The 20,342-nt window shown below is 49.8% G+C and carries 17 protein-coding genes and 2 pseudogenes; 6 read left to right on the top strand and 13 right to left on the bottom strand.

Annotated features, from left to right (window positions below):
• Window positions 1–79: 79 nt before the first annotated feature.
• Window positions 80–313 carry a DNA polymerase III subunit theta gene (locus ACR8BN_RS08360; protein WP_010258692.1) on the top strand — a complete coding sequence of 78 codons (234 nt, stop codon included), beginning with the start codon at window positions 80–82 and terminating at the stop codon, window positions 311–313.
• On the top strand, window positions 310–981 hold the full coding sequence (exoX, locus tag ACR8BN_RS08355) for an exodeoxyribonuclease X (RefSeq protein WP_434747522.1): 672 nt from the start codon (window positions 310–312) through the stop codon (window positions 979–981). Before ACR8BN_RS08360 ends, exoX begins: the two co-directional genes overlap by 4 nt.
• Here the strand turns inward: exoX and ACR8BN_RS08350 are convergent.
• Together ACR8BN_RS08350 and ACR8BN_RS08345 are read right to left on the bottom strand one after the other, a co-directional pair.
• Window positions 975–3,038, bottom strand: coding sequence for a prolyl oligopeptidase family serine peptidase (locus ACR8BN_RS08350; RefSeq protein WP_434747521.1), 2,064 nt, complete (start codon window positions 3,036–3,038; stop codon window positions 975–977). The genes exoX and ACR8BN_RS08350 overlap by 7 nt on opposite strands.
• A 126-nt stretch (window positions 3,039–3,164) precedes the next feature.
• A complete protein-coding gene (locus ACR8BN_RS08345; protein WP_010258682.1) occupies window positions 3,165–3,821 on the bottom strand; it encodes a tellurite resistance TerB family protein in 657 nt (218 codons plus the stop codon).
• Between the two features lie 166 nt (window positions 3,822–3,987).
• Here ACR8BN_RS08345 and purT point away from each other — a divergent pair, with 166 nt between their 5' ends.
• Window positions 3,988–5,166, top strand: a complete 1,179-nt coding sequence (gene purT, locus ACR8BN_RS08340; RefSeq protein WP_033779003.1) for a formate-dependent phosphoribosylglycinamide formyltransferase — start codon at window positions 3,988–3,990, stop codon at window positions 5,164–5,166.
• A 34-nt stretch (window positions 5,167–5,200) separates the two neighbouring features.
• On the opposite strand, the gene ACR8BN_RS08335 is transcribed toward purT, so the two are convergent.
• Together ACR8BN_RS08335 and zwf are read right to left on the bottom strand one after the other, a co-directional pair.
• A complete protein-coding gene (locus tag ACR8BN_RS08335; protein WP_031591424.1) occupies window positions 5,201–5,839 on the bottom strand; it encodes a bifunctional 4-hydroxy-2-oxoglutarate aldolase/2-dehydro-3-deoxy-phosphogluconate aldolase in 639 nt (212 codons plus the stop codon).
• A gap of 214 nt (window positions 5,840–6,053) precedes the next feature.
• Entirely contained in the window at window positions 6,054–7,529 is a 1,476-nt protein-coding gene (gene zwf / locus ACR8BN_RS08330; RefSeq protein WP_010258671.1) for a glucose-6-phosphate dehydrogenase, read from the bottom strand.
• A 363-nt stretch (window positions 7,530–7,892) separates the two neighbouring features.
• Here zwf and ACR8BN_RS08325 point away from each other — a divergent pair, with 363 nt between their 5' ends.
• On the top strand, window positions 7,893–8,762 hold the full coding sequence (locus ACR8BN_RS08325; protein ID WP_031591425.1) for a MurR/RpiR family transcriptional regulator: 870 nt from the start codon (window positions 7,893–7,895) through the stop codon (window positions 8,760–8,762).
• Window positions 8,763–9,289: 527 nt separating this feature from the next.
• Here the strand turns inward: ACR8BN_RS08325 and ACR8BN_RS08320 are convergent.
• Window positions 9,290–9,667, bottom strand: coding sequence for a hypothetical protein (locus ACR8BN_RS08320; RefSeq protein ID WP_434747520.1), 378 nt, complete (start codon window positions 9,665–9,667; stop codon window positions 9,290–9,292).
• A gap of 1,560 nt (window positions 9,668–11,227) precedes the next feature.
• On the opposite strand from ACR8BN_RS08320, the gene ACR8BN_RS08315 reads away from it, so the two are divergent.
• Complete coding sequence (locus tag ACR8BN_RS08315) at window positions 11,228–12,313, top strand: hypothetical protein (protein ID WP_434747519.1); 1,086 nt, start codon at window positions 11,228–11,230, stop codon at window positions 12,311–12,313.
• Between the two features lie 112 nt (window positions 12,314–12,425).
• On the opposite strand, the pseudogene ACR8BN_RS08310 reads toward ACR8BN_RS08315, so the two are convergent.
• From ACR8BN_RS08310 to ACR8BN_RS08300, 3 genes and pseudogenes are all read right to left on the bottom strand, one after another.
• A pseudogene (locus ACR8BN_RS08310) lies at window positions 12,426–12,770 on the bottom strand (LEM-3-like GIY-YIG domain-containing protein); the annotation flags it as partial.
• An 18-nt stretch (window positions 12,771–12,788) separates the two neighbouring features.
• Window positions 12,789–13,936 (bottom strand): IS3 family transposase gene (locus ACR8BN_RS08305; protein ID WP_434747518.1). Its coding sequence is split into 2 segments (ribosomal slippage): window positions 12,789–13,699 and window positions 13,699–13,936, totalling 1,149 coding nucleotides; the frame shifts between segments, so codons are not numbered across the junction.
• Window positions 13,937–13,999: 63 nt separating this feature from the next.
• Window positions 14,000–14,431, bottom strand: a pseudogene (locus ACR8BN_RS08300) (LEM-3-like GIY-YIG domain-containing protein); the annotation flags it as partial.
• Window positions 14,432–14,621: 190 nt separating this feature from the next.
• On the opposite strand from ACR8BN_RS08300, the gene ACR8BN_RS08295 reads away from it, so the two are divergent.
• Window positions 14,622–15,611, top strand: coding sequence for a DUF4238 domain-containing protein (locus tag ACR8BN_RS08295; RefSeq protein WP_434747517.1), 990 nt, complete (start codon window positions 14,622–14,624; stop codon window positions 15,609–15,611).
• A 140-nt stretch (window positions 15,612–15,751) separates the two neighbouring features.
• Here the strand turns inward: ACR8BN_RS08295 and ACR8BN_RS08290 are convergent, their stop codons facing one another.
• From ACR8BN_RS08290 to ACR8BN_RS08270, 5 genes are all read right to left on the bottom strand, one after another.
• Entirely contained in the window at window positions 15,752–15,946 is a 195-nt protein-coding gene (locus ACR8BN_RS08290; protein ID WP_434747516.1) for a hypothetical protein, read from the bottom strand.
• A 164-nt stretch (window positions 15,947–16,110) separates the two neighbouring features.
• Window positions 16,111–17,307 (bottom strand): hypothetical protein, encoded by a 1,197-nt coding sequence (locus ACR8BN_RS08285; protein ID WP_434747515.1) that lies wholly within the window; start codon window positions 17,305–17,307, stop codon window positions 16,111–16,113.
• Window positions 17,308–17,408: 101 nt separating this feature from the next.
• Window positions 17,409–17,825, bottom strand: a complete 417-nt coding sequence (locus ACR8BN_RS08280) for a DUF6971 family protein (RefSeq protein WP_434747514.1) — start codon at window positions 17,823–17,825, stop codon at window positions 17,409–17,411.
• 228 nt (window positions 17,826–18,053) lie between these two features.
• Window positions 18,054–18,377, bottom strand: coding sequence for a hypothetical protein (locus ACR8BN_RS08275; protein WP_434747513.1), 324 nt, complete (start codon window positions 18,375–18,377; stop codon window positions 18,054–18,056).
• A gap of 625 nt (window positions 18,378–19,002) precedes the next feature.
• A complete protein-coding gene (locus ACR8BN_RS08270) occupies window positions 19,003–19,683 on the bottom strand; it encodes a Rha family transcriptional regulator (protein ID WP_434747512.1) in 681 nt (226 codons plus the stop codon).
• Window positions 19,684–20,342: the final 659 nt, after the last annotated feature.

Genomic DNA, 20,342 nt, shown 5'->3' with positions numbered 1-20,342 from the left:
AGGCCAGCGATGCGATCCTTTATCCTTGATTCAGACCGCCGAAAACATTACTTTTGCCCGCTATCGTCAGGAGAATATTATGAGCCATAACCTTGCCCTGCTGTCCCAGGAAGAGAAAGACAAGATTAATGTCGATTTGGCGGCAGCGGGTGTGGCGTTTAAAGAGCGCTATAACATGCCGATCGTCGCCGAAATGGTGGCGCAGGAGCAGCCCGAAGCGCTGCGTGACTGGTTTCGTCAGCGTCTGATGCACTACCGCCAGGCGTCGCTCAGCCTGTCGCGCCTTCCTTATGAACCGAAGATGAAGCAATGATATTTCGCGTTATTGATACCGAAACCTGCGGTCTGCAGGGTGGCGTAGTCGAAGTGGCGTCCGTGGATGTGGTCAACGGCCAGATTGTGAATCCGATGAGCGATCTCACCCTGCCCGACCGCCCTATCAGCCGTCAGGCGATGGCAGTGCATCGCATCACCGAAGCGATGGTCGCCGGTAAGCCAACCATTGAAGAGGCGATCCCGCGCTATCACGGCAGTGCTTTTTACGTGGCGCACAACGCCAGCTTTGATCGCCGGATGCTGCCGGAGATGTACGGAGAGTGGATCTGCACCATGCAGCTGGCGCGTCAGCTCTGGCCGGGTATTAAATATGGCAACCAGGCACTGTGTCATTCGCTGAAGCTGGATGTTATACCGCCCGCCGACCTGCATGCCCACCGCGCGCTCTATGACTGCTATGTTACGGCGGCGCTGCTGATCCGTATTATGGAGACCTCCGGCTGGAGTGCCTCCGAGATGATTGTGCGGTCACAACCGGCGGCCCAGCGCGACGACGTTCTGCCGTTTGGCAAATACCGCGGTCAGGCGATTGCGGTGGTTGCGCGTAAGGATCCGGGCTACCTGAAGTGGATGCTGGATAACGTCAGCGATCTGCGCCCGCCATTGCGGCAGGCGCTGCGTAAGTACCTGACCGAGTCTCAGTAATCCTGGGCTGGCGGTAAGGTGCCCTGCGCCAGTCCCAGCAGGAAGCTGTATTCCATCGCGATCCCTTCATAGGCTTTGTAGCGCCCCGACTTGCCGCCGTGACCTGCATCCATGTCGGTGCAGAGCAGCAGCAGGTTATTGTCGGTTTTCATCGATCTCAGCTTCGCCACCCACTTGGCCGGTTCCCAGTACTGCACCTGAGAATCGTGCAGGCCGGTGGTGACCAGCAGGTGGGGATAGGCTTTCGCCTCGATATTGTCATAAGGGCTGTACTGGCGGATATAACGGTAGTACTCCGGATCATTGGGGTTGCCCCACTCGTCATACTCGCCGGTGGTCAGCGGAATCGACTCATCCAGCATTGTGGTAACCACATCCACAAACGGCACCTGGGCAACCACGCCGTGGAACCGCTGCGGTGCCAGGTTAATCACCCCGCCCATCAGCAGGCCGCCCGCGCTGCCACCCATGGCATAGAGCCGTTCCGGGTGTCCGATGCCGCGCGCCACCAGTGCGTTAGTGACATCGATAAAATCGGTGAAGCTGTTCATTTTGTTCAGCAGGCGACCGCCGTCATACCATTGCTGCCCCAGCTCACCGCCGCCGCGCACCTGTATCAGCGCATAGACAAAGCCGCGATCCAGCAGGCTCAGGCGGCTGACGCTGAAATCGGCATCCATACTGCTGCCGTAGGCACCGTAGCCATACACCAGCATCGGATTCTGCCCGGGCTGATAGTGTTTGCGGTGATAGACCAGCGATACCGGCACTTCGGTGCCATCGCTGACTTTGATCCAGTGGTGTTCGCTTTTGTAATCTTCCGCGTTAAAGCCTTTCACCGCGCTCTGCTTCAGGATGCGGCGTTCACCGGTATCCATATCCAGTTCAAACAGCGTGGTCGGCGTGGTCATCGACGAATAGCCGTAGCGCAGTTTGCTGGTGCGCGGCGTCGGATTGTAGGCCAGCCAGGTCACATAGGTCGGGTCGTCAAAGGCGATGCCGCTGGTTTCACCGCTGGCCCAGTTGATCTGCCGCAGGCTGGTTAAGCCGCGCTGGCGCTCCTCGACCACCAGCCAGTCCCGAAACAGCTGAAAATCTTCCATCACTACCTGTTCCCGTGCCGGGATCAGGGTTTCCCAGCGTGATTCATCCAGATAGCGGCTGCGGTACAGCCCGAAGTTTTCGCCTTCCCGGTTGGATCGAATGAAGAACTGATGATCGTAGTGGTCGATGCTGTACTCATGATCGCGGCGGCGCGGCAGAAACACATGGGGCTGCGCGTCGGGGAAGTTCGCATCAATCAGCTGAATTTCGCTGGTGTTGGTGCTGTAGAGCGCAATCATGATGAACTGCTTGGAGGTGGTCTTATGCACGCTGAGATGATAAGTATCATCCTGCTCTTCATACACCAGTTGGTCATCAGACTGTGGTGAACCGAGTTCGTGTCGCCATACCTGATAGGAGAGCAGCGTCTGCGGGTGTTTTCGCACATAGTAGAGGGTGCGCGAGTCATTACCCCACGCGAAGCTGGAAGAGGCATTGCTCAGCACTTCAGGGTACCAACTGCCACTCTCCAGGTTACGGAAGCGGATGCCATATTGCCGGCGAGACAGGAAATCTTCAGCCAGCGCCATGACCCGGTTATCCGGACTGATATGCAGCGCGCCCATGGTGTAGAAATCGCTGTGCGAGGCGCGCTGGTTGGCATCCAGCAGCAGGTTCCACTCGTCAGACTCATCGCTCGCGGCGGGCTGGCGGTAATAGGCCGGGTATTCGTTACCGCTCTGGTAGCGGCTCTGATAACGGTAGCCATTTTTCACATAGGGCACCGAGTGATCTTCAGGCGGCAGCCGATCGATAATCTCTTTTAATACCCGGTCCTGCAGTGGCTGCTGTGACGACATGATTTTTTTGCCGTAGTTGTTTTCGGCACGCAGGTAATCAAGAACCTCGCTGTTTTCGCGCTTGTCGTCGCGCAGCCAGTAGTAGTCGTCAACGCGCGTCTCCCCGTGCAACGTCATCTCATGGGGTATTTTTTTTGCGATGGGTGCTTTCATCCATCCGTCTCCGTGAACGTAATGATCTGTAAGCGTAACACTTCAGCAGCGGGAAGCCAGGTATAGGTTGAGAAGCAGCCGCTGGCGGATCACATCCTGTGACCCGCCAGCGGAATATCAGAGGGATTAACTGGCGGGTAAACGGGCTTTCTCAGCCTCAAGATCCTGCTGGATGCCGTCGCGAACATCCTGAGGGATTTTCAGCGCGTCGCCCAGCGCGGAGAGATAGCTGCGCTCCATGAAGTGATCAACGTCGATAGCGGCACAGCTCAGGAAGTAGAGCTCCAGCGCCTCCTCCTCGTTTTTCACATCGGCGGCCAGCCACTGCGGATCCAGCGGGCGGTTCATCGCTTTCTGGATCAGCTGTTCCGCTTCCTGACCGTAACCGGACTGATGAATATTCTGCTCAATGGCTGCCCGTTCCTGATCGTCAATGTGCCCGTCGCTTTTGGCGGCAAACACCAGCGCCGTCACCAGACGTTCGGCCCGCAGGTTAACCGGCGTCTGCGCCACGCCAAAGTCAGGTTCATTCTGGTGCGCTTCGCTGACCCGCTGCTTGTATTTGTTCCATAACACCGCGCCCGCAGCCGCACCGCCACCGATAATCAGCGCCTTGCCGCCATATTTTGTCAGCAGTTTGCGCGACGATTTACTGGCAATCAGCATACCGGCCAGGCCGCCCAGCGCACCCGGCGCCAGCATGTCGCTTAAGCCGCCACCCGATTTGCCCTCACCGCCCTTCTTCGTCAGTACCGACTGAATTTGTTGCAACCAGTTATTCATCATCCACTCCTTTTAAGATGTCAGTCCGCTATCCTGACGAAAAGGATGTCAGGAAACGTCAGAGCGGGAAAAGTAAGGCAAAAGGTCGCGTCAGATGGACGAAAGATGAGAACGCAAACGTTTTCGTTTATACTTGCGCGCGAATTTTGACTGCTTAGGTGAAGAAATGACGACTCTCGGAACAGCGCTGCGTCCGGCAGCAACGCGTGTGATGCTATTGGGTTCAGGTGAACTGGGTAAAGAGGTGGCGCTGGAGTGTCAGCGTCTGGGTGTGGAAGTGATCGCGGTTGATCGTTACGCCGATGCCCCGGCGATGCACGTCGCCCATCGCAGCCATGTGATTAACATGCTGGATGGCGCGGCACTGGCAGCGTTAATCGCTGAAGAGAAGCCTGATTTTGTCGTACCGGAAATCGAAGCCATCGCCACGGAGACCCTGGTTGAGCTGGAGCAGCAAGGCCAGCGCGTGGTGCCGACTGCCCGTGCCGCGCGGCTGACCATGAACCGCGAAGGGATTCGTCGACTGGCGGCTGAAGAGCTCTCTCTGCCGACCTCCCGCTATCGCTTTGCCGACAGCAAGGCGCGCTTTGATGAAGCGGCTACCGAAATCGGCTTTCCCTGCATTGTGAAGCCGGTAATGAGTTCATCCGGCAAAGGTCAGAGCTTTATCCGCGACGCCAGCCAGCTCGATAATGCCTGGGACTATGCGCAACAGGGTGGCCGCGCGGGTGCCGGACGCGTCATCGTCGAAGGGGTTGTTGACTTCGATTTCGAGATCACCCTGCTGACCATCAGCGCAGTCGATGGCATTCATTTCTGTGCGCCGATTGGTCACCGTCAGGAGGATGGCGATTATCGTGAATCCTGGCAGCCGCAGCAGATGAGTGATGTGGCGCTGCAGCGGGCACAGGATGTTGCCGCGCAGGTGGTTCAGGCGCTGGGTGGCTATGGTTTGTTTGGCGTTGAGCTGTTTGTCTGCGGTGATGAGGTGATATTCAGCGAAGTTTCGCCGCGTCCACACGACACCGGCATGGTGACGCTGATTTCGCAGGATCTGTCAGAGTTTGCGCTGCACGTGCGGGCGTTTCTCGGTCTGCCGATTGGCGCGATTCGCCAGTATGGTCCGTCAGCGTCCGCCGTTATCCTGCCGCAACTCACCAGCCAGAATGTGCAGTTTGTGAATGTCGAAGCGGCGCTGGGTGCCGGTCTGCAACTGCGCCTGTTCGGCAAGCCGGAAATCAGCGGTCAGCGTCGTCTGGGCGTGGCACTGGCAAGCGGTGACAGCACCGATCAGGCGATTGCGCGTGCCGTTGCCAGCGCAGCAGCGGTCACGGTTCAGGGGTAAAGGTGTGCGGTGAGCAGATGCTCACCGCCATAACTTACTTCGCGCCTTCAACAGCTTCGCGTGCCAGGCGGGTGATACGATCCCAGTCGCCCGCTTCCAGCGCGTCGTTGGGTACCAGCCAGGAGCCGCCGATGCAAAGCACGCTTTTCAGCGCCAGATAGTCACGGTAGTTCGCCGGAGAGATGCCGCCGGTCGGGCAGAATCGCACCTGAGGGAAGGGTCCGCCAATCGCCTGCAGCGCTTTAACGCCGCCGTTCGCTTCTGCCGGGAAAAACTTGAACTCGCGCAGACCGTAGTCCATACCGGTCATTAACTCAGAAACGGTGCTGATGCCGGGAATCAACGGCACCGGCCCTTCAACGGCCGCTCTCAGCAGCGACTCGGTGACGCCAGGGCTGATCACAAACTGCGCACCGGCATCGGTCACTTCTTGTAACTGCTGCGGATTAATCACCGTTCCCGCACCAACGATCGCATCCGGCACTTCTTTGATCATCGCACGTAAAGCGTCCATCGCCACTGGCGTGCGCAGCGTCACTTCCAGCACTCTGACACCGCCTGCCACCAGCGCTTTTGCCATCGGCACGGCGTGTTCCAGTTTGTTCACAACGATGACCGGCACGACAGGTCCGGTGGTCAGAATCTGTTCTGCACTCGTTTTCCAGTTTTTCATCAGTTCCCCTTGCTTAATAACACCGGGATTGCGACCCGGTCATGGAGCATCGGCTCCTGCCCTGTAAATTGCGTCACTACCATACATGATCAGCTTCCTGAGCGTCTATCATCCTGCGACCATTTTGAAACGGCAGTTCAATTTTATTCGTGTCGGCTGGCCCGGTTTAAGGGCGAAAAAAAAGCCCGCGTTGCGGGCTTCATCATCACTTTCGTTATTCGAACTCGTTCCACGAGCGGCCATCGCGGGTAATCATCGCCACTGAGGCCACCGGGCCCCAGGTGCCCGCCTGATACGGCTTGGAAGAGTCGCCGTCCGCAGCCCAGGCGTCGATAATGGAATCGACATAGGTCCATGCGGCTTCCACTTCATCGCGGCGCACAAACAGCGCCTGGATACCGCGCATGCTCTCCAGCAGCAGACGCTCGTAAGCATCAGCAAGGTGCGACTGGTTAAAGGTCTCGGAGTAGCTCAGATCCAGCTTGGTGGTCTGCAGTTTGTGCTTGTGATCGAGGCCCGGCACTTTGTTCAGGATCTCGATATCCACCCCTTCGTCCGGCTGCAGACGAATCGTCAGCTTGTTCTGCGGCAGCTCTGAGTATGAGTCTTTAAACAGGTTCATCTCCGGGTTTTTGAAGTAGACCACCACTTCTGAACACTTGGTCGGCAAACGCTTACCGGTACGCAGGTAGAACGGCACACCCGCCCAGCGCCAGTTGTCGATATCGACACGAATTGCCACGAAGGTCTCTGTGGCGCTCGACTTATTGGCACCCTCTTCTTCCAGGTAGCCAGGCACTTTTTTGCCCTGCACAAAGCCAGCGGTGTACTGGCCGCGAACGGTTTTCTCACGCACGTTGGTCTGATCGATGCGGCGCAGCGAGCGCAGCACTTTAACTTTTTCGTCACGGATGCTGTCGGCGCTGAGGTCTGACGGCGGCGACATGGCGATCATGGTCAGAATCTGCAGCAGGTGGTTCTGGATCATGTCGCGCATCTGGCCCGCTTTATCGAAGTAACCCCAGCGGCCTTCGATGCCCACCTCTTCGGCCACGGTAATCTGGACGTGGTCGATGGTGCGGTTATCCCAGTTATTCACGAAGATAGAGTTAGCAAAGCGCAGCGCCAGCAGGTTAAGCACGGTCTCTTTGCCGAGATAGTGGTCAATACGGAACACCTGGCTCTCATCAAAGTACTCACCAACGCTGTCGTTGATCTCCTGTGAGGTTTCCAGTGAGGTGCCCAGCGGCTTCTCCATCACTACGCGCGCCGGTTTAGCATTCAGCTTCGCGGTGCCCAGCCCCTGACAGATGGCGCCAAAAGTGCTGGGTGGCATGGCGAAGTAGTTGATGGTGGTGCGATTTTTCTGGTCCAGCATCTTGCCCAGTTTCGGGAAGTGCGTGGTGTCGTTGACATCGAGGTTGCAGAAGTCGAGACGATTGCTGAGTTTGTCCCACAGCGCTTCGTCAATCTTCTCCTTCATGAAGGTTTCCAGCGCTTCACGTACCACTTTGGTGTATTCCGCTTTATCCCACTCGGCACGGCCGACACCAATAATGCGGGTTTCCTCGTGGATCTGCCCCGCTTTCTCTAACTGGTACAGTGAAGGCAACAGTTTACGGCGTGCAAGATCGCCTTTGGCACCGAAAATCACCAGATCGCATGCCTGGGCTGTTTGTGTTACCGCCATTTTCCTCTCCTCGTTGCAGGATAGTCCGGTGGTGATGCATCCTCTGCCACCGGGTCCAGGTTATTATTTTCTTTGAGCACAATGTACTTTTTTCCCCGCGCCAGGTAAACCGACTCGCCGGGTTAACCGCATTAACTCTGTACCGGATGTGCTAAGCGCGTGTGATGACACGTGCGGATTGCCGGTTTTTTCTGTGTCTGTTGGTGTCAGGAAAATCAGGCACCGGTCAAAGTATCCCAAAAAAAGGGCAATCGACTTGTCCGCCGTTGCGCCTGGCTGGTGCTGACACGATATAGTCTCTGTTAATCGACTCTGACGACAGGGATAATTGAAATTGGTAAAAGTGATTATGGTCATCGGCTTATGAATATGCTGGAAAAAATTGAGGTGCAGTTTGCCGCGCTCAGCAATGCGGAACAGAAAGTCGCCCGGCAGATTCTGGCTGCGCCACAGGCGGCGATGCACTCCAGCATCGCGACCCTGGCACGCGAAGCCTGCGTAAGTGAACCCACGGTGAATCGCTTCTGTCATCGACTGGGCGCGCGCGGTTTTCCCGACTTTAAGCTGCAACTGGCGCAGAGCCTGGTGAAAAGCAGCAACTGGGTCAGCCGGGGCGTGGAGGACGATGACAGTGTGGAGAACTACAGCCACAAAATCTTTGACTCGGCGCTGGCAGGGCTGCAGCGGGTGCGGGATCAACTGGATAGCGCCCAACTGCAGCAGGCCGTCACCCTGCTCACTCAGGCTGACAAACTCGCCTTTTTCGGGCTGGGTGCTTCCGCTGTGGTGGCGCATGACGCCTTTACCAAATTTCTGCGCTTTAATCTGCCGGTCATCTGGTCAGACGATATTGTGATCCAGCGCATGAGTTGCATAAATAGTCGAGCCGGTGACGTTTTTGTTCTCATTTCGCATACTGGACGCACAAAAAATATGGTAGAACTGGCTCGCCTGGCCCGTGTAAACGGTTCCACCGTTATAGCCATCACCTCTGCCGATTCTCCCCTTGCCCATGAAGCAGCGATAGCTTTAGTGCTTGATGTACCGGAAGATACGGATATCTATTTGCCGATGGTATCGCGCCTGGCGCAGTTGACCGTGATCGATGTGTTGGCGACCGGTTTCACCCTGGAACGGGGTGCGCCCTTCCGGGAAAACCTGAAACGCGTAAAAGAGGCGTTGAAAGCGTCGCGTTACGAAAAGCACACCATTCGGGAAAAGGATGATCAGTAAAAAATTAACATCACATTTACAATGTGAGTCGTATCACAACCCGTCGATCATATAGAATAGATAACCATGCTGTGTCCACAGACCAGGGCACGCTTAAATGTTTACGGAGTCCTCGATGTCAAGACGTCTCAGAAGAACGAAACATGAGGTGTGACTAGGTGGTGGACCCTCAGTAGATCATGAGGTTATACATAGCGTCAAGCCCTCTTGTGTCACTTCTTGTGCTCACCTTGTGTAACTCGCAGAATCATTAAGGCTCACGTAATGTTATAGCGTAACACTAAAAGAAACCCTCAGAGACCAGCAGAGAACGCTAGGGGCCTATGGGGGTACTTTGGGAAGTTGCTCTATTAGATACTGACAGGAATTTTTGTGACAACTTTTAAGGACCTAAGGGACTCCTAACGATCACAGCTTATCGAGCATCCATAAGAGAACGGAGAGCATCATGAGTACGTCCCGAAGGTCTACGCTTGGCAGACTCATAGGACGCCTCCTTGTTGTTCTAACTAATTAATTGACTTGGTTCATGCCTCAAAGGCGAGCACTCTTTTATACCAGACGGATTTCACAGGGATCATCTCTAAGGCTAGCTCCTTGGTCACGTTACCGCGCTTAAAGGCCTCGTAGATACGGGCTGGCTGTTGACCATCGACCCGGCTAGAGATCGCTTTGAGTTCACCCATAGCGTAGCGGTGAGCGTCTTTCTGGCACTCTAGGAGTTCAGCTTCTTTGTTGTAGCCTAGCTCTACCATCTTATTGGCTACCACTGTGGCAACTTCTGGCATCTCTAGGATAGCTTCAAAGGCTGCATAAACAGTGTCTTCAAAAATCCTCTGATATCCAGCCAGCGTATTTGAGAGTGGCTTGCTTATCGGCTGCTTTATATTCATGACCGTTGGCATAACGAGCCGCCCGCATTTTTACCTGTCGGGTTAATCTCTGAGCAGATTTGGTCTTCCACTCAGATGGGGCCTTACCTTTCGGTAACTTCAAGTTCTGCCAGATCTCTGTAAGATTCCACATACCGTCAGCGTTAGCTTTAAAGGCGTGGTCTTCAATAATAATGATATGGTCAGCGTACTTGTGGTTCTTTGAATTAGATGAGTTGGACATGTTGTATTTCCTTTTGTTTGCATTCTCAGAGTCGCACCCTCCGCTGGCCTACACAGTCCCACAACATAAAGGGGACCAGCAGAGGCACTGAGAGTGCAAACAGAATGACTGTGTATGTGTGATATATAATGGAGCCTTGCGAAGGCTTAGGGTGTACTACAGGAGGTCTAACAGGGTGTGATCAAATAGTGATCCACTTGATTACATCGAAGCGGATAGGTCAGAGTGATCCTAATAATCATTAAGTGGGATGGTTGCCATCGCATGATGACCATCTATCTAAAAGTTAATCTTAAAGTTACTCAAAGAGTATTATCTTTTAATTAAATCAATGCTTTTAAACTGAAAGTATCTAAAGTCTCTTGAAGTTAAAACCAAAAGAATAACTTTAAGTAAGGTGTCGGCTATCGCCAGATAATCACCATCACTCATGGATCACTCTTTGTACTTCTTAGAGTTTCCACCCCTGTGACATTGTTGTCATAAGCTCATAGTCTCTCACCAGCCAATAGCTAAGAAGCAGTCTTACAGACCGCGAAGCGTACCAATGTGCTCACCCCTGAAAAACAGCGAGACTACAAGCAGGTCCAGACGTGACTCTTTAGTGTCTGTTCCCTTTAGTGAGGGTTTAATCTTAACAATTGATTCATAAGCTTTTTATTTCACTTTCCGAGCTTAGTGCTCTCACTATGTCGCCCCGAAGTGTTAACCCATTGATTATGAGTGTTAGCTAATACTCGCCCTTGCTGAGCAGCTTCCAGCATCTCTATGGCACGCTGAACGGTCACACGGTAGCCCTTGATGACTAACGAGGTGTCACCCTCTTTGCGCCCTGCGGGTTCACCTGCTGAACGGTAAGAGACTAAATGGCGCTTGTTGTGATTCTCTTTGGCCCACGAGATGCCTGTAGGTGACTCAGCGTCTAACGTCAGGAACTCAACGACAACTGACTGAACCTCAGGACCGCCTGTGAAGGTAGTTATACGTGCCTTATTGTATTTGGTAGTTGAGGATACCTTGGGCTTGGTGATGTACTTGGGACCGCTTAAGGGCCACTTTGGGTTAGTTATGTAGGACATGATGTACCTCTAAAAGAAAAAATCTTGGAAACATTCAAACATTGCACTCTGGATAACTTGCATATTCATCCCCTATTGTGAATTACTTACTTTTCGTGTTGACTTTCACTCGAATAGTTGGTAATTAAAATACATCATTTCTAAGTAGAATAATGTTCACATTGTTTAGCTATGCTGGGTTTAGTTACTTACCCAAAACGCTCTAATTATTTTGGAAGCGATGCCGATACGATCTACCTATACAACATCTCAATCATCTCTGGAAATTAAATGGAAACGAATAGAATAGATCAGGAATGGGTAACTCTTAACGCAATCAGGGGAATGGTTAAGATTGCCTCTAAAGGTAGCATGTCTAAATCCACTTATGATAACTCTTTAGAATTAGGTGGTGTCCTTTATCCTGAACTTCTCGGCCCCGAAAACAGCCTCCTCTTGAGACAAAGAGAAAGTGATATAACTAGAGAGTTTCGCCAATTGGCGGAAGTGCAATCAATGAGGGATGATATAAAGGTAAACCCGTTAGATTTAGTGTTAAAAGAGATCCATGAGTTTGAAACTCTAATTCACATTGCTAAGCAGAAAGATGTTAAAGATAAAACCAAGACTGACGCATTAAAAAAAAGACTAGCCCAACTTCAAAAGGCAAAATCTGAACTCGAAATAAAAAGTCACTCTGAAAATCAATTGATCTTTAGGGATGCTTATAATGCTGATAGGAAACTTAACGCACTACCTCACGGCATGGGGTCAAGATACAAAGATTTTGAATTGCCAGATGGTAATGCATTACGTCTTAGAGTGTTACACCCTGACAAGCCTGAGCATATTACCGGCGCTGATATTATCTATGAAAGACATAATGATAAGACAGGAAAGATCAGTATTGTTGTCGTTCAATATAAAATATGGGAAGACAGGACACTATACGTCTCAGATAAAAGAATGCGCGACCAGCTCAAAAAAATGAAGGCGTTTACCTGTTCCAACAAAATTTGTACTGCTAATAAAGGGGATAACACATATAGATTCCCTTGTTGCTCAGCCTTTTTAAGGCCAACCGATAGGCTACAAAATGCAGATCAGAAATTCATTTCCACTGGTGAGCACATTCCTATATGTCGTATAAATGAGTGTAAAACTAAAGGGTTGAAAGGCGCAGAAATCCTCGAGTACGATAGGATAAAAGAGGTATCCCTTTCTTCAGAACTATTTGAAGAGTTATTTAATAGAGGAAAGATCGGCTCAAGGGAACTTTCACACTTGGAACTTAAGCAGCTATATACTAATGCTTCAATTATTGACACATCTGACACTGTAGTCATCTATGCTCAAGAATTTACAAATGACAATTGATTTTAGAATTATGTGATACTAACTAAGCGGGTGCTTGCCCGCTGATAAGTAAGTTAGAGATCCTAGCTTCCTAATAGTCATATAAATCTCACTTATTAAGATAAAATATTCGTTAAAACCCCGGAGAGTATCTCACAGGAGACATAGCGCCCTTCTTCCTGAGACCATCAGGAATCCTTTTACCAAGATAAAGCCGTGTGACTTCTGGGTCAGCTTCTCTACCACGAAACCCATAGCGTGCACTCTGTGCAGCTTCAAATTCATCATTTGTGTCCCATAAAGTTATCTCAGGGAAATTCTCACGGGTAGACTTGAGCCACTCATCAGCGATATATACGCCTCTCACTATGCCCCTTACTGTCGCCAATATGACCTGAGCTTTACGGGCACGCTCAACGTTGATACGCCAACTAAAACGCACAGCATCATAGAGATCTGTATCCTTTGAACTTCTGTTTGAATCGCCACGGATAATCTAGACACTTCCGAGCCGTTGATAATACTGGTTTTCATATTCTGTCGGTGACATCTGATTGCTCGAACCATGCCGACGCTTACTGTTATAAAACATTTCGATGTAATCAAAAATATCGCTGCGGGCTTCTTCCCGCGTTCCGTAGATCTTTTTCTTTATCCGTTCGCGTTTCAGCAACTGGAAAAAGCTTTCTGCAACCGCATTATCGTGACAGTTACCGCGACGGCTCATGCTCCCCTCCAAGCCGTGTGATTTCAGGAACGACTGCCACTCATGGCTTGTGTACTGACTGCCCTGGTCCGAGTGAACCAGCACCTGTTTTTGGGGATTACGCCGCCATACAGCCATCAGCAGTGCGTTCAGGACAATATCCTTTGTCATCCGGGATTGCATTGACCAGCCGATAATTTTGCGTGAGAACAGATCAACAACCACAGCAAGATACAGCCAGCCTTCGTGGGTCCTGATGTAGGTTATGTCCGTTACCCAACGCTTATCCGGAGCATCCGGATTGAACTGTCGCTGGAGCCTGTTGGGCGATACGATACTGGCCTCGCCTTTGCGTGCCCGCGGGCTCCGGTACCCGACCTGAGCCTTTATCCCGGCACGATTCATCAGTCGCCAGACTCTGTTCACTCCGCACTGTTGCCCGCTATCCCGCAAGTCCAGATGGATCTTGCGATAACCATAAACGCAACCGGACTCCAGCCAGAACTGTTTGATCTGTCCCGTCAGTCTCAGATCTACCTGGTGGCGCTGAGAATACGGTTGCTTAAACCAGGCGTAAAAGCCACTGGGATGAACATCCAGCACCCTGCAGAGCAGACGAACAGGCCAGCAACGGGAGTTGTCACGAATAAAGACGTACCTCAGTCGGACAGCTTTGCGAAGTACGCCGCGGCTTTTTTTAATATGTCCCGTTCGTCAGTAACCCGCTTCAACTCCTTCTGGAGTCGGCGGATCTCGGCCTGAGCATCTGACTGTTCTTTATTAGTGGATGAGTCCGGACCGTACTTCTTTATCCAGGCGTAAAGGCTGTGGGTGGTGATATCGAGACGTGTTGCAACGCTGGAAACAGAATGACCGCGATCAATAACCTGTTTGACTGCTTCAATTTTAAACTCTTCGGGATAACGCTTACCGCTCATGGGCACCTCTCTTTAAGCCATCTTAAATGACTCTGAGGTGTCTGTTAAACCCGTGGCGATTCAATTCACAGAAATCATTAAGGTCTTATGGTGGAACTCTATGGTTTCGGGCTGATACGTAGCGATTAACTCTTTGATATGCGCAGCGCCAAACTCATTACTACCAGCGCCATTCATGATGTTAGTTAAACCGGGATAAGCATCAATGAGCGCAGCTTCAACCTCATAGGCGGTCTTCTCGTCAACCATTCCGTGCCGATGGATTACGTGGATGACCTCAAGACCAGCCAACCTGATCTCTCTAAGTTGCTTAAGCTTATTACTGATTAACTCATCATCGTCTACTGCTGCCACCTCTCCCCGCATGTGAGCGAATACGCGATTACCCTTACCTTTTCCCACGTAGAACGTGCTGCCGTCTCTTGGATCAATCAGGCGATACACATACCACCCTAAATGTTCAATCACGCCAACAGGGAACTCGGTAATGTCCATATTATAATTCCTTTGAATCTTGATGCGAAGCATCATAGACTACACATATGAGTCCCTTTCTACAAATGACCGTTAGTTGGCTTTGCACATAAAAAGTCAGAGAGTATATAACTAACAATCAATGTGATATTTAAGATGCCCAGCACTTATAGTGGTTGTTTAATTCCCCACCAAATCAAAAAGAGATTATATGAAGATTTTTGAAAAGAAGATTAGACACCATTATGTCTGGGCGTATTACTTGAGAGACTGGGCTACTGATAACAAGAACATCCATTATATTACAAAGCGAGGTAATACTGCTTGTGATAGTATTAGAGGATTAGGTTTCGAAAAAGACTTCTATAAAATGGGCATGCTTAGAGACGAAGATAGAGAACTTATCACGATGATCACCAAAGAATGTGCAGATGTCCTAAAGAAGCTTCACTGGGATTTTGTCGAAATGATATTTAATACTCAAAAATTTTTCCTTAATCTATCACCAAAAGTTCATGAAAAACTTGGTGTGGACCTCAATGATATAATGTCTAGCAATCTCTTTGAGAATTATTTATCTCAGCAAGAACATAATTCCATTACGATCCTTAATAGCCTAAGGACTGGTGATTCATCCTGCCTCCAAAATCAAGAAACCTATTATGAATTATGTTATTTTTTAGGTTACCAATTAGCTCGAACAATAAAAATGAAGAAATTATTAATTCTTACATTGAAGGCCACCAGTGGTCCACAAGATGTTGTGACTAGGTTAAAGGATTTCTATGAAAGAAACTGGTGGTTTATGTGTTCATTCATGGCAACCAATCTGTCATATGACATGTCATTAAATAAAAGTCGTAGAGTTTATGTCATAGAAAATAAAACAAGCATTGATTTCATCACTTCAGATCAACCAGTAATAAACCTAAATCCTGAGGGCCACAATGGTGATGCCGTAGATTATTACTATCCATTATCCCCTCGCAAAGCGTTAATTATACTCACTAGCAATCACGTTTACTTTGATCATCTTAATATCAGTGAGATTGATGTTGCAATGCTAAATATAAAAATGGCCGACAATTCCTGCGAGACCATCTTTGGAAGAAGTGAAGGTGAGCTATTAAATAACAAAAAAGCTTTCTTGGATCGTAGTTATCTTCATTTCGCTCAAAAGTACAGTTGTAATAATAACTAGTTCGAAGCTAATCATCATTTTAGCTACTAAAACCTTAGGGGGTTGCAATTCGTCTAACAGAATAGACGCCTGTAAGTGCTCTTTAATCTGGCGAGTGACATCACGTAATTCTGTGCATTAACGATAGGGTTTTGAGCGGCTTAAGCATTGAATGACTCCTTGTCTTTATCGGGTGCCTTCAGGAATGACTGACGGACCGTGGGAGCTTGCGCTAAGAGTTCGCTTTGTGTGTACTCTGGCAGAGCTTTAAAAAGTGAGGTCTTACCGTGTAATAGTAGGTCTTCCACAGCAAGTGCCACGAGCACAGCCATAGAGGTTTCTTGATAGTTAGCCATGATATTTAGTCCTTGTGCTAAAGAGATGGCGCTTAGTAAATTCTGAGAGTTGACCAGAGGTATTATCCTGCAAAATTCACGTAGAGATGCATGATTGATATAAACAAAAGGCCCACCGATAGAATTAACTAAGGGTGAGCCTTCAGGTTTGCTGAGTGTGGTTATTACTCAGTGAAGGTAATGCGATGCACCAGAGGAAACGAAGCGTCAGCCTCAACTTCCATATGTGCACTCTCTTTGACACGCACAGTGCCGGAAGCCAATACGTCAATCACAGAGACCAACTCAAGGTTGTAACCTGCACGACCAGAGTCACGGGATACGATTACTCGCACTGCGTCACCTTCCTGAGTGGTACGGAAAGAGATAGACGCAAACAGTTTAGGCAGTAGATAAACGCCAGTGTCCTCACCCACGTAAGGGCATACAGTACACCCCAGCAGGTCGGACAGGTCTTCATGACCAGCACGTTGAGCAGCACGCTCTAAGACGGCCTCAAGTTTCGCAGGGACCATCAAGGCGAACTGGTCCAGAGAGCCACCCAGATGCACAGGAAGATTCAACGCGAGTGCATCGAGAATGTCCTCAGCTTGGTCAGCGGGTTTACCTGTCAGTTTACTGTAAGTCGCAGTCTGTAGGTCAGGAGTTGCAGCGAGAACCTCCGCGACTTTACCGAACATCAGACGATTATATTGGTCAATCATGTTATCGACTGACTGCACCAGAGCGCCGTGAGTATAACCACCCATCATCTCAAAATCAGACACGAAGGTTGCCGCAGAGATAAACGCGCCAGTGTTCTGAGCGTTGTCCTCATTAGGCACCAGCAGCGGTGAGACCATCACAGCGGAGCCTTTAATAGCCTTAGCGGTCAGTGCGTCCTCAGCCGGATTAAACAAACCGTTCTTCTTCAATATAACGCTGCGATCTTCCATTGTGTGGGTACGCAGTGGAGTAGGCTTGGTGCCATATGGACGAAACTCACAAGGGAAGATGTGCTCACGTACAGCAGCCTCAAATTCACCATCGTTAAACGTAGCATTGAGTGATTCTTCCAGAGCCTGAATGTATGCAGTCGAGTCATTACCACCCGGCAGCCCCTTACCGTTCAGGTCCGTGCCGTTCACCTGTAGAATCTCAGCGGTGCCGTCAAGCATCTTAATGACCTCACTGTTTTCTAAATCAGCGTCACGGCCTTGGAATGGCTTACGGGTCACCTGAGCATCATTATTACGAGCCATTGGTGATGCATAGTCAGCGGTGTTGATAACGCCTGTAGTCTTGCCGTTGTCAGTAGGTGCGTTACGGTTAGCAATACTGTAGTCGAGTGCGTGGAAACCGGAATTAGACATGTTGCTCATGGTGTATACCTTCTCTTAAATTGGATTTGAATAGAATTGCACTTAATGTGCATGGCGGGCCCACGGAATTGCAGACCCATTGATTGACTTGCGGAGTGAAATTAACCACCGAATGCGGCACGATGACCGTGCTCACCGAACTTACGGGCGATCTCTTCTTCACGCTGTTTGCGTTCAGCCACGGCCTTAGCGATCTCAGCAGGCGTAGCGTGGATAGCAGCCATGCGCTCACGGTGTTGCTCGGTCTCGATGCGCTTACGGTCAGCCTCTTTGCGAGCCTCAGCGTTACTGTGCGCCCACTCTCGGGAATACTTGCTGTAATCACCAGCATTCAGACCAGCGGAGTGCAGAGCGTTTAAAATTGAGTTGGTCTTACCGAAGTCATTGCCGCAGCCGTTAAGCATGGTCACCACGACAACCTCAGTGAAATACTTGGTAGTCATCTCTTGACCAAAGAGCATTACGGTTTCTTTATCGGCGCTTAGGGTAAGGTCAAGTTTGCGATATGAAATAGACATGAGGTGTTCCTTCTTAATTGATTTTTTAAATAAATTGGTTACATGAAGTCGCGCATAGTCAGGCCAGCAGCTACAGCCATGTGGCACAGAGCAGCCTTGGTGAGCTTCTCGCGGGTCTCCAATGGACCCAGACCCAATGCCTCCGCTAAACGGATGGACTTCACGTCACGCAGTCTGAGAGCTTTACGGCCCTCTGGGGTCGATGTGTTGAATGTGGTTGGCACGGTGTCAGTCCTTTTGATTTGCATAGAGGTCAGCGAGAGTCTCGACTACATCGAAACTTATCGCGGTGTTATAGCCAGCCAGCAGCATCAGGAAGTCATTCCCTGTAAGAACCTCAGCGGTCCCCTCGGGTTGACCACGGCGTGCTCTCATAGCCTTCACGTCTCGTTTGACATGGCGTTTATGCTTCCCGGTCATCATTGCGATGTCCTCAATGGAAACTTGGTAATTAGCGGGGTCTTTCAGCCACTCTGTGAGATGGTCTCGGAGTGCAATTAGATTGACCCCTGAGGTCTTCTTGCTAGCAGGGCTAGCCTTAGATGTGGTCATGATGATGCGTCCTGTTGTGTCCAGAATTGGGCAAAATAAAGAACCACTGAAAGGCTCTATAGGTGTGTGTGTATTTAATTAAAAAGTAAATCAGTCAGCCGCCTTAATGGTCGCTACCAGACTCCTGCCGATACTCAGGGATAACAACTTAAAGATAGGAATCTAATGTTAAATACTGGAGTCAATCACAAATAACCATACACATGGAAGATATGAACTTGTTAGTATTACATTGATATATTTCTTTATTGAATGAGTCGTCTGGTGTTTGTATCGGTTAAGCCCTGTTGAAGTGGCTGGCTGATTTACTTTAGAGAGAGAATATAAATGGGTGACCCTGAGAGAATGAGTTCTCTGGTGAGTTAGCAAATAAGTGGATGAAGCCTATTAGCTCCAGACCTCTCGTGTTGGGTCAGCGCACATTGAATATATATAATGGAGTTTGAATCTAATGCTATTTAGGAGGGGCGGAACCTAATCACGCACGTTCATTGGAATATGAGCATAGTCATAAAGAGCCAGTGAATATGATGTGTGATTGCAAGAAGGTGTCTGTACTCTCCCGATAGTGAGTCTTAATGGAAATGATCGGTAGGTGTCCACTTTCGAAATGGAAAGTTCACCCTCAGAATTCATCCGGTTTACCTGCACGAGCACGAGAAAGTAACAGTTGCTGCTTCTGGTAGTCTGACCCGAGTTGCTCCACTAAATCTGTGCGGAACTTATCGAGCGCCTTATCATTGCTAAAGTATTCCTGACCCTTCGCGTTGAACCTGAAGTTAATCCCGGTCGGGCTAAAGCGTCTGTCAGTTGGCTTTAGGATAATGAAGTAATCTCGATAACGAGGGTTCACCTCTACGCGCCCATCAGGTCGGAACCTGAAGAGACCACGAGACTTCTTGAGCGCTTGGAGTAAACGCTGTGCTGGCAGGTCGTGGGCCTTGCAGAAGTCACCCCATGTGACCCCACGGCGGTTAGCTGATTGAACGGCTACGCGCTTCTTGTCGTCTTCTAGGCGTTGTACTTGAGACTCTAGGAACTCGATGCGCTCGAAGCACTTGAGGCGTAACTCAGCGGAGTAACCTGAGACCAGTACAAAGGTGGCCTTCTTGGTCAATCGGTACAACGGTAAGGCTCGGCCTGTGGGGTCTGTATAGGTTTCCTCACTGAGCTGAGATTTCAGCCCAGCTATATTAAGTAGGTTACGGCAATCAACTAACACATTTTTGTGCAGCTTCCCGGTCAACTCAGCAATTTCTAAACTGGTCATTGATACAACGTTATTAAATTCAATTGGCATGTTCATAGTGTGATTTCCTTTTGTCTGCACCCTGAAGCCGCACCCCACTGACCTACGTAAAGTCCCCACACAAAGGGAGACCAGCAGGACAACAGGACGCAGACAGAATGACTTTACGATTAATTTAAAGTGTGCACTTGCGGTGGCACGATTTGGGATAATAGGGGCGTCGATTCGACGGGTCCTTTAAAGCAGGAATCTCTAAAAGCCCCATTTCAGGGTTTCATTTGAAAAGTGCATCTCGCAGGAGAACGGTGTGTCATCTCTCCCGTTAGTGAGTCTTAATGTCTGTTTAACTTTGAGAGGGCTACGAGTGACCAATAAGGGATAGTTAGCTAATCGCTATAATGACCATCTCGCTATAGGTAACAACAAGGTATCTTAAAGTTTACTCTTTGAGTTACTCTTAGAATTAAACTTAAAGAAGAACTTAAAGTTATTATCTTTTAATTAAATCAATTCATTTAAACTCTAAGTATCTAAAGTGTCTTTAAGTCTCTTGAAGTTAAAACATAAAGAAGAACTTAAAGAGAGGTGACCATTGTCATGGATATTATCACCATAACTCTTGGTTACTCTTTATACTTCTTAGAGTTTCCACCCCTATGACCTGAGTCAATAAAATAACTGGTCCCATCAGCCAATAGTCAGAGACCGCGCAAGCG

Origin of the sequence: Pantoea sp. Lu_F5_004, from assembly GCF_051136245.1 — a bacterium.
Lineage (GTDB): Bacteria > Pseudomonadota > Gammaproteobacteria > Enterobacterales > Enterobacteriaceae > Pantoea > Pantoea agglomerans.
The sequence above is the reverse complement of the archived record's forward strand: the minus strand, read 5'-3'. Positions and strand labels throughout refer to the sequence as shown.

Coding starts and splice junctions, on each gene's coding strand:
- purT (WP_033779003.1), top strand. CDS start 3,988: ATGACGACTCTCGGAACAGCGCTGCGTCCGGCAGCAACGCGTGTGATG.
- ACR8BN_RS08325 (WP_031591425.1), top strand. CDS start 7,893: ATGAATATGCTGGAAAAAATTGAGGTGCAGTTTGCCGCGCTCAGCAAT.
- ACR8BN_RS08360 (WP_010258692.1), top strand. CDS start 80: ATGAGCCATAACCTTGCCCTGCTGTCCCAGGAAGAGAAAGACAAGATT.
- exoX (WP_434747522.1), top strand. CDS start 310: ATGATATTTCGCGTTATTGATACCGAAACCTGCGGTCTGCAGGGTGGC.
- ACR8BN_RS08275 (WP_434747513.1), bottom strand. CDS start 18,377: ATGACCACATCTAAGGCTAGCCCTGCTAGCAAGAAGACCTCAGGGGTC.
- ACR8BN_RS08285 (WP_434747515.1), bottom strand. CDS start 17,307: ATGAGCAACATGTCTAATTCCGGTTTCCACGCACTCGACTACAGTATT.
- ACR8BN_RS08270 (WP_434747512.1), bottom strand. CDS start 19,683: ATGAACATGCCAATTGAATTTAATAACGTTGTATCAATGACCAGTTTA.
- ACR8BN_RS08320 (WP_434747520.1), bottom strand. CDS start 9,667: ATGCCAACGGTCATGAATATAAAGCAGCCGATAAGCAAGCCACTCTCA.
- ACR8BN_RS08335 (WP_031591424.1), bottom strand. CDS start 5,839: ATGAAAAACTGGAAAACGAGTGCAGAACAGATTCTGACCACCGGACCT.
- ACR8BN_RS08290 (WP_434747516.1), bottom strand. CDS start 15,946: ATGGCTAACTATCAAGAAACCTCTATGGCTGTGCTCGTGGCACTTGCT.
- ACR8BN_RS08280 (WP_434747514.1), bottom strand. CDS start 17,825: ATGTCTATTTCATATCGCAAACTTGACCTTACCCTAAGCGCCGATAAA.
- ACR8BN_RS08295 (WP_434747517.1), top strand. CDS start 14,622: ATGAAGATTTTTGAAAAGAAGATTAGACACCATTATGTCTGGGCGTAT.
- zwf (WP_010258671.1), bottom strand. CDS start 7,529: ATGGCGGTAACACAAACAGCCCAGGCATGCGATCTGGTGATTTTCGGT.
- ACR8BN_RS08350 (WP_434747521.1), bottom strand. CDS start 3,038: ATGAAAGCACCCATCGCAAAAAAAATACCCCATGAGATGACGTTGCAC.
- ACR8BN_RS08315 (WP_434747519.1), top strand. CDS start 11,228: ATGGAAACGAATAGAATAGATCAGGAATGGGTAACTCTTAACGCAATC.
- ACR8BN_RS08345 (WP_010258682.1), bottom strand. CDS start 3,821: ATGAATAACTGGTTGCAACAAATTCAGTCGGTACTGACGAAGAAGGGC.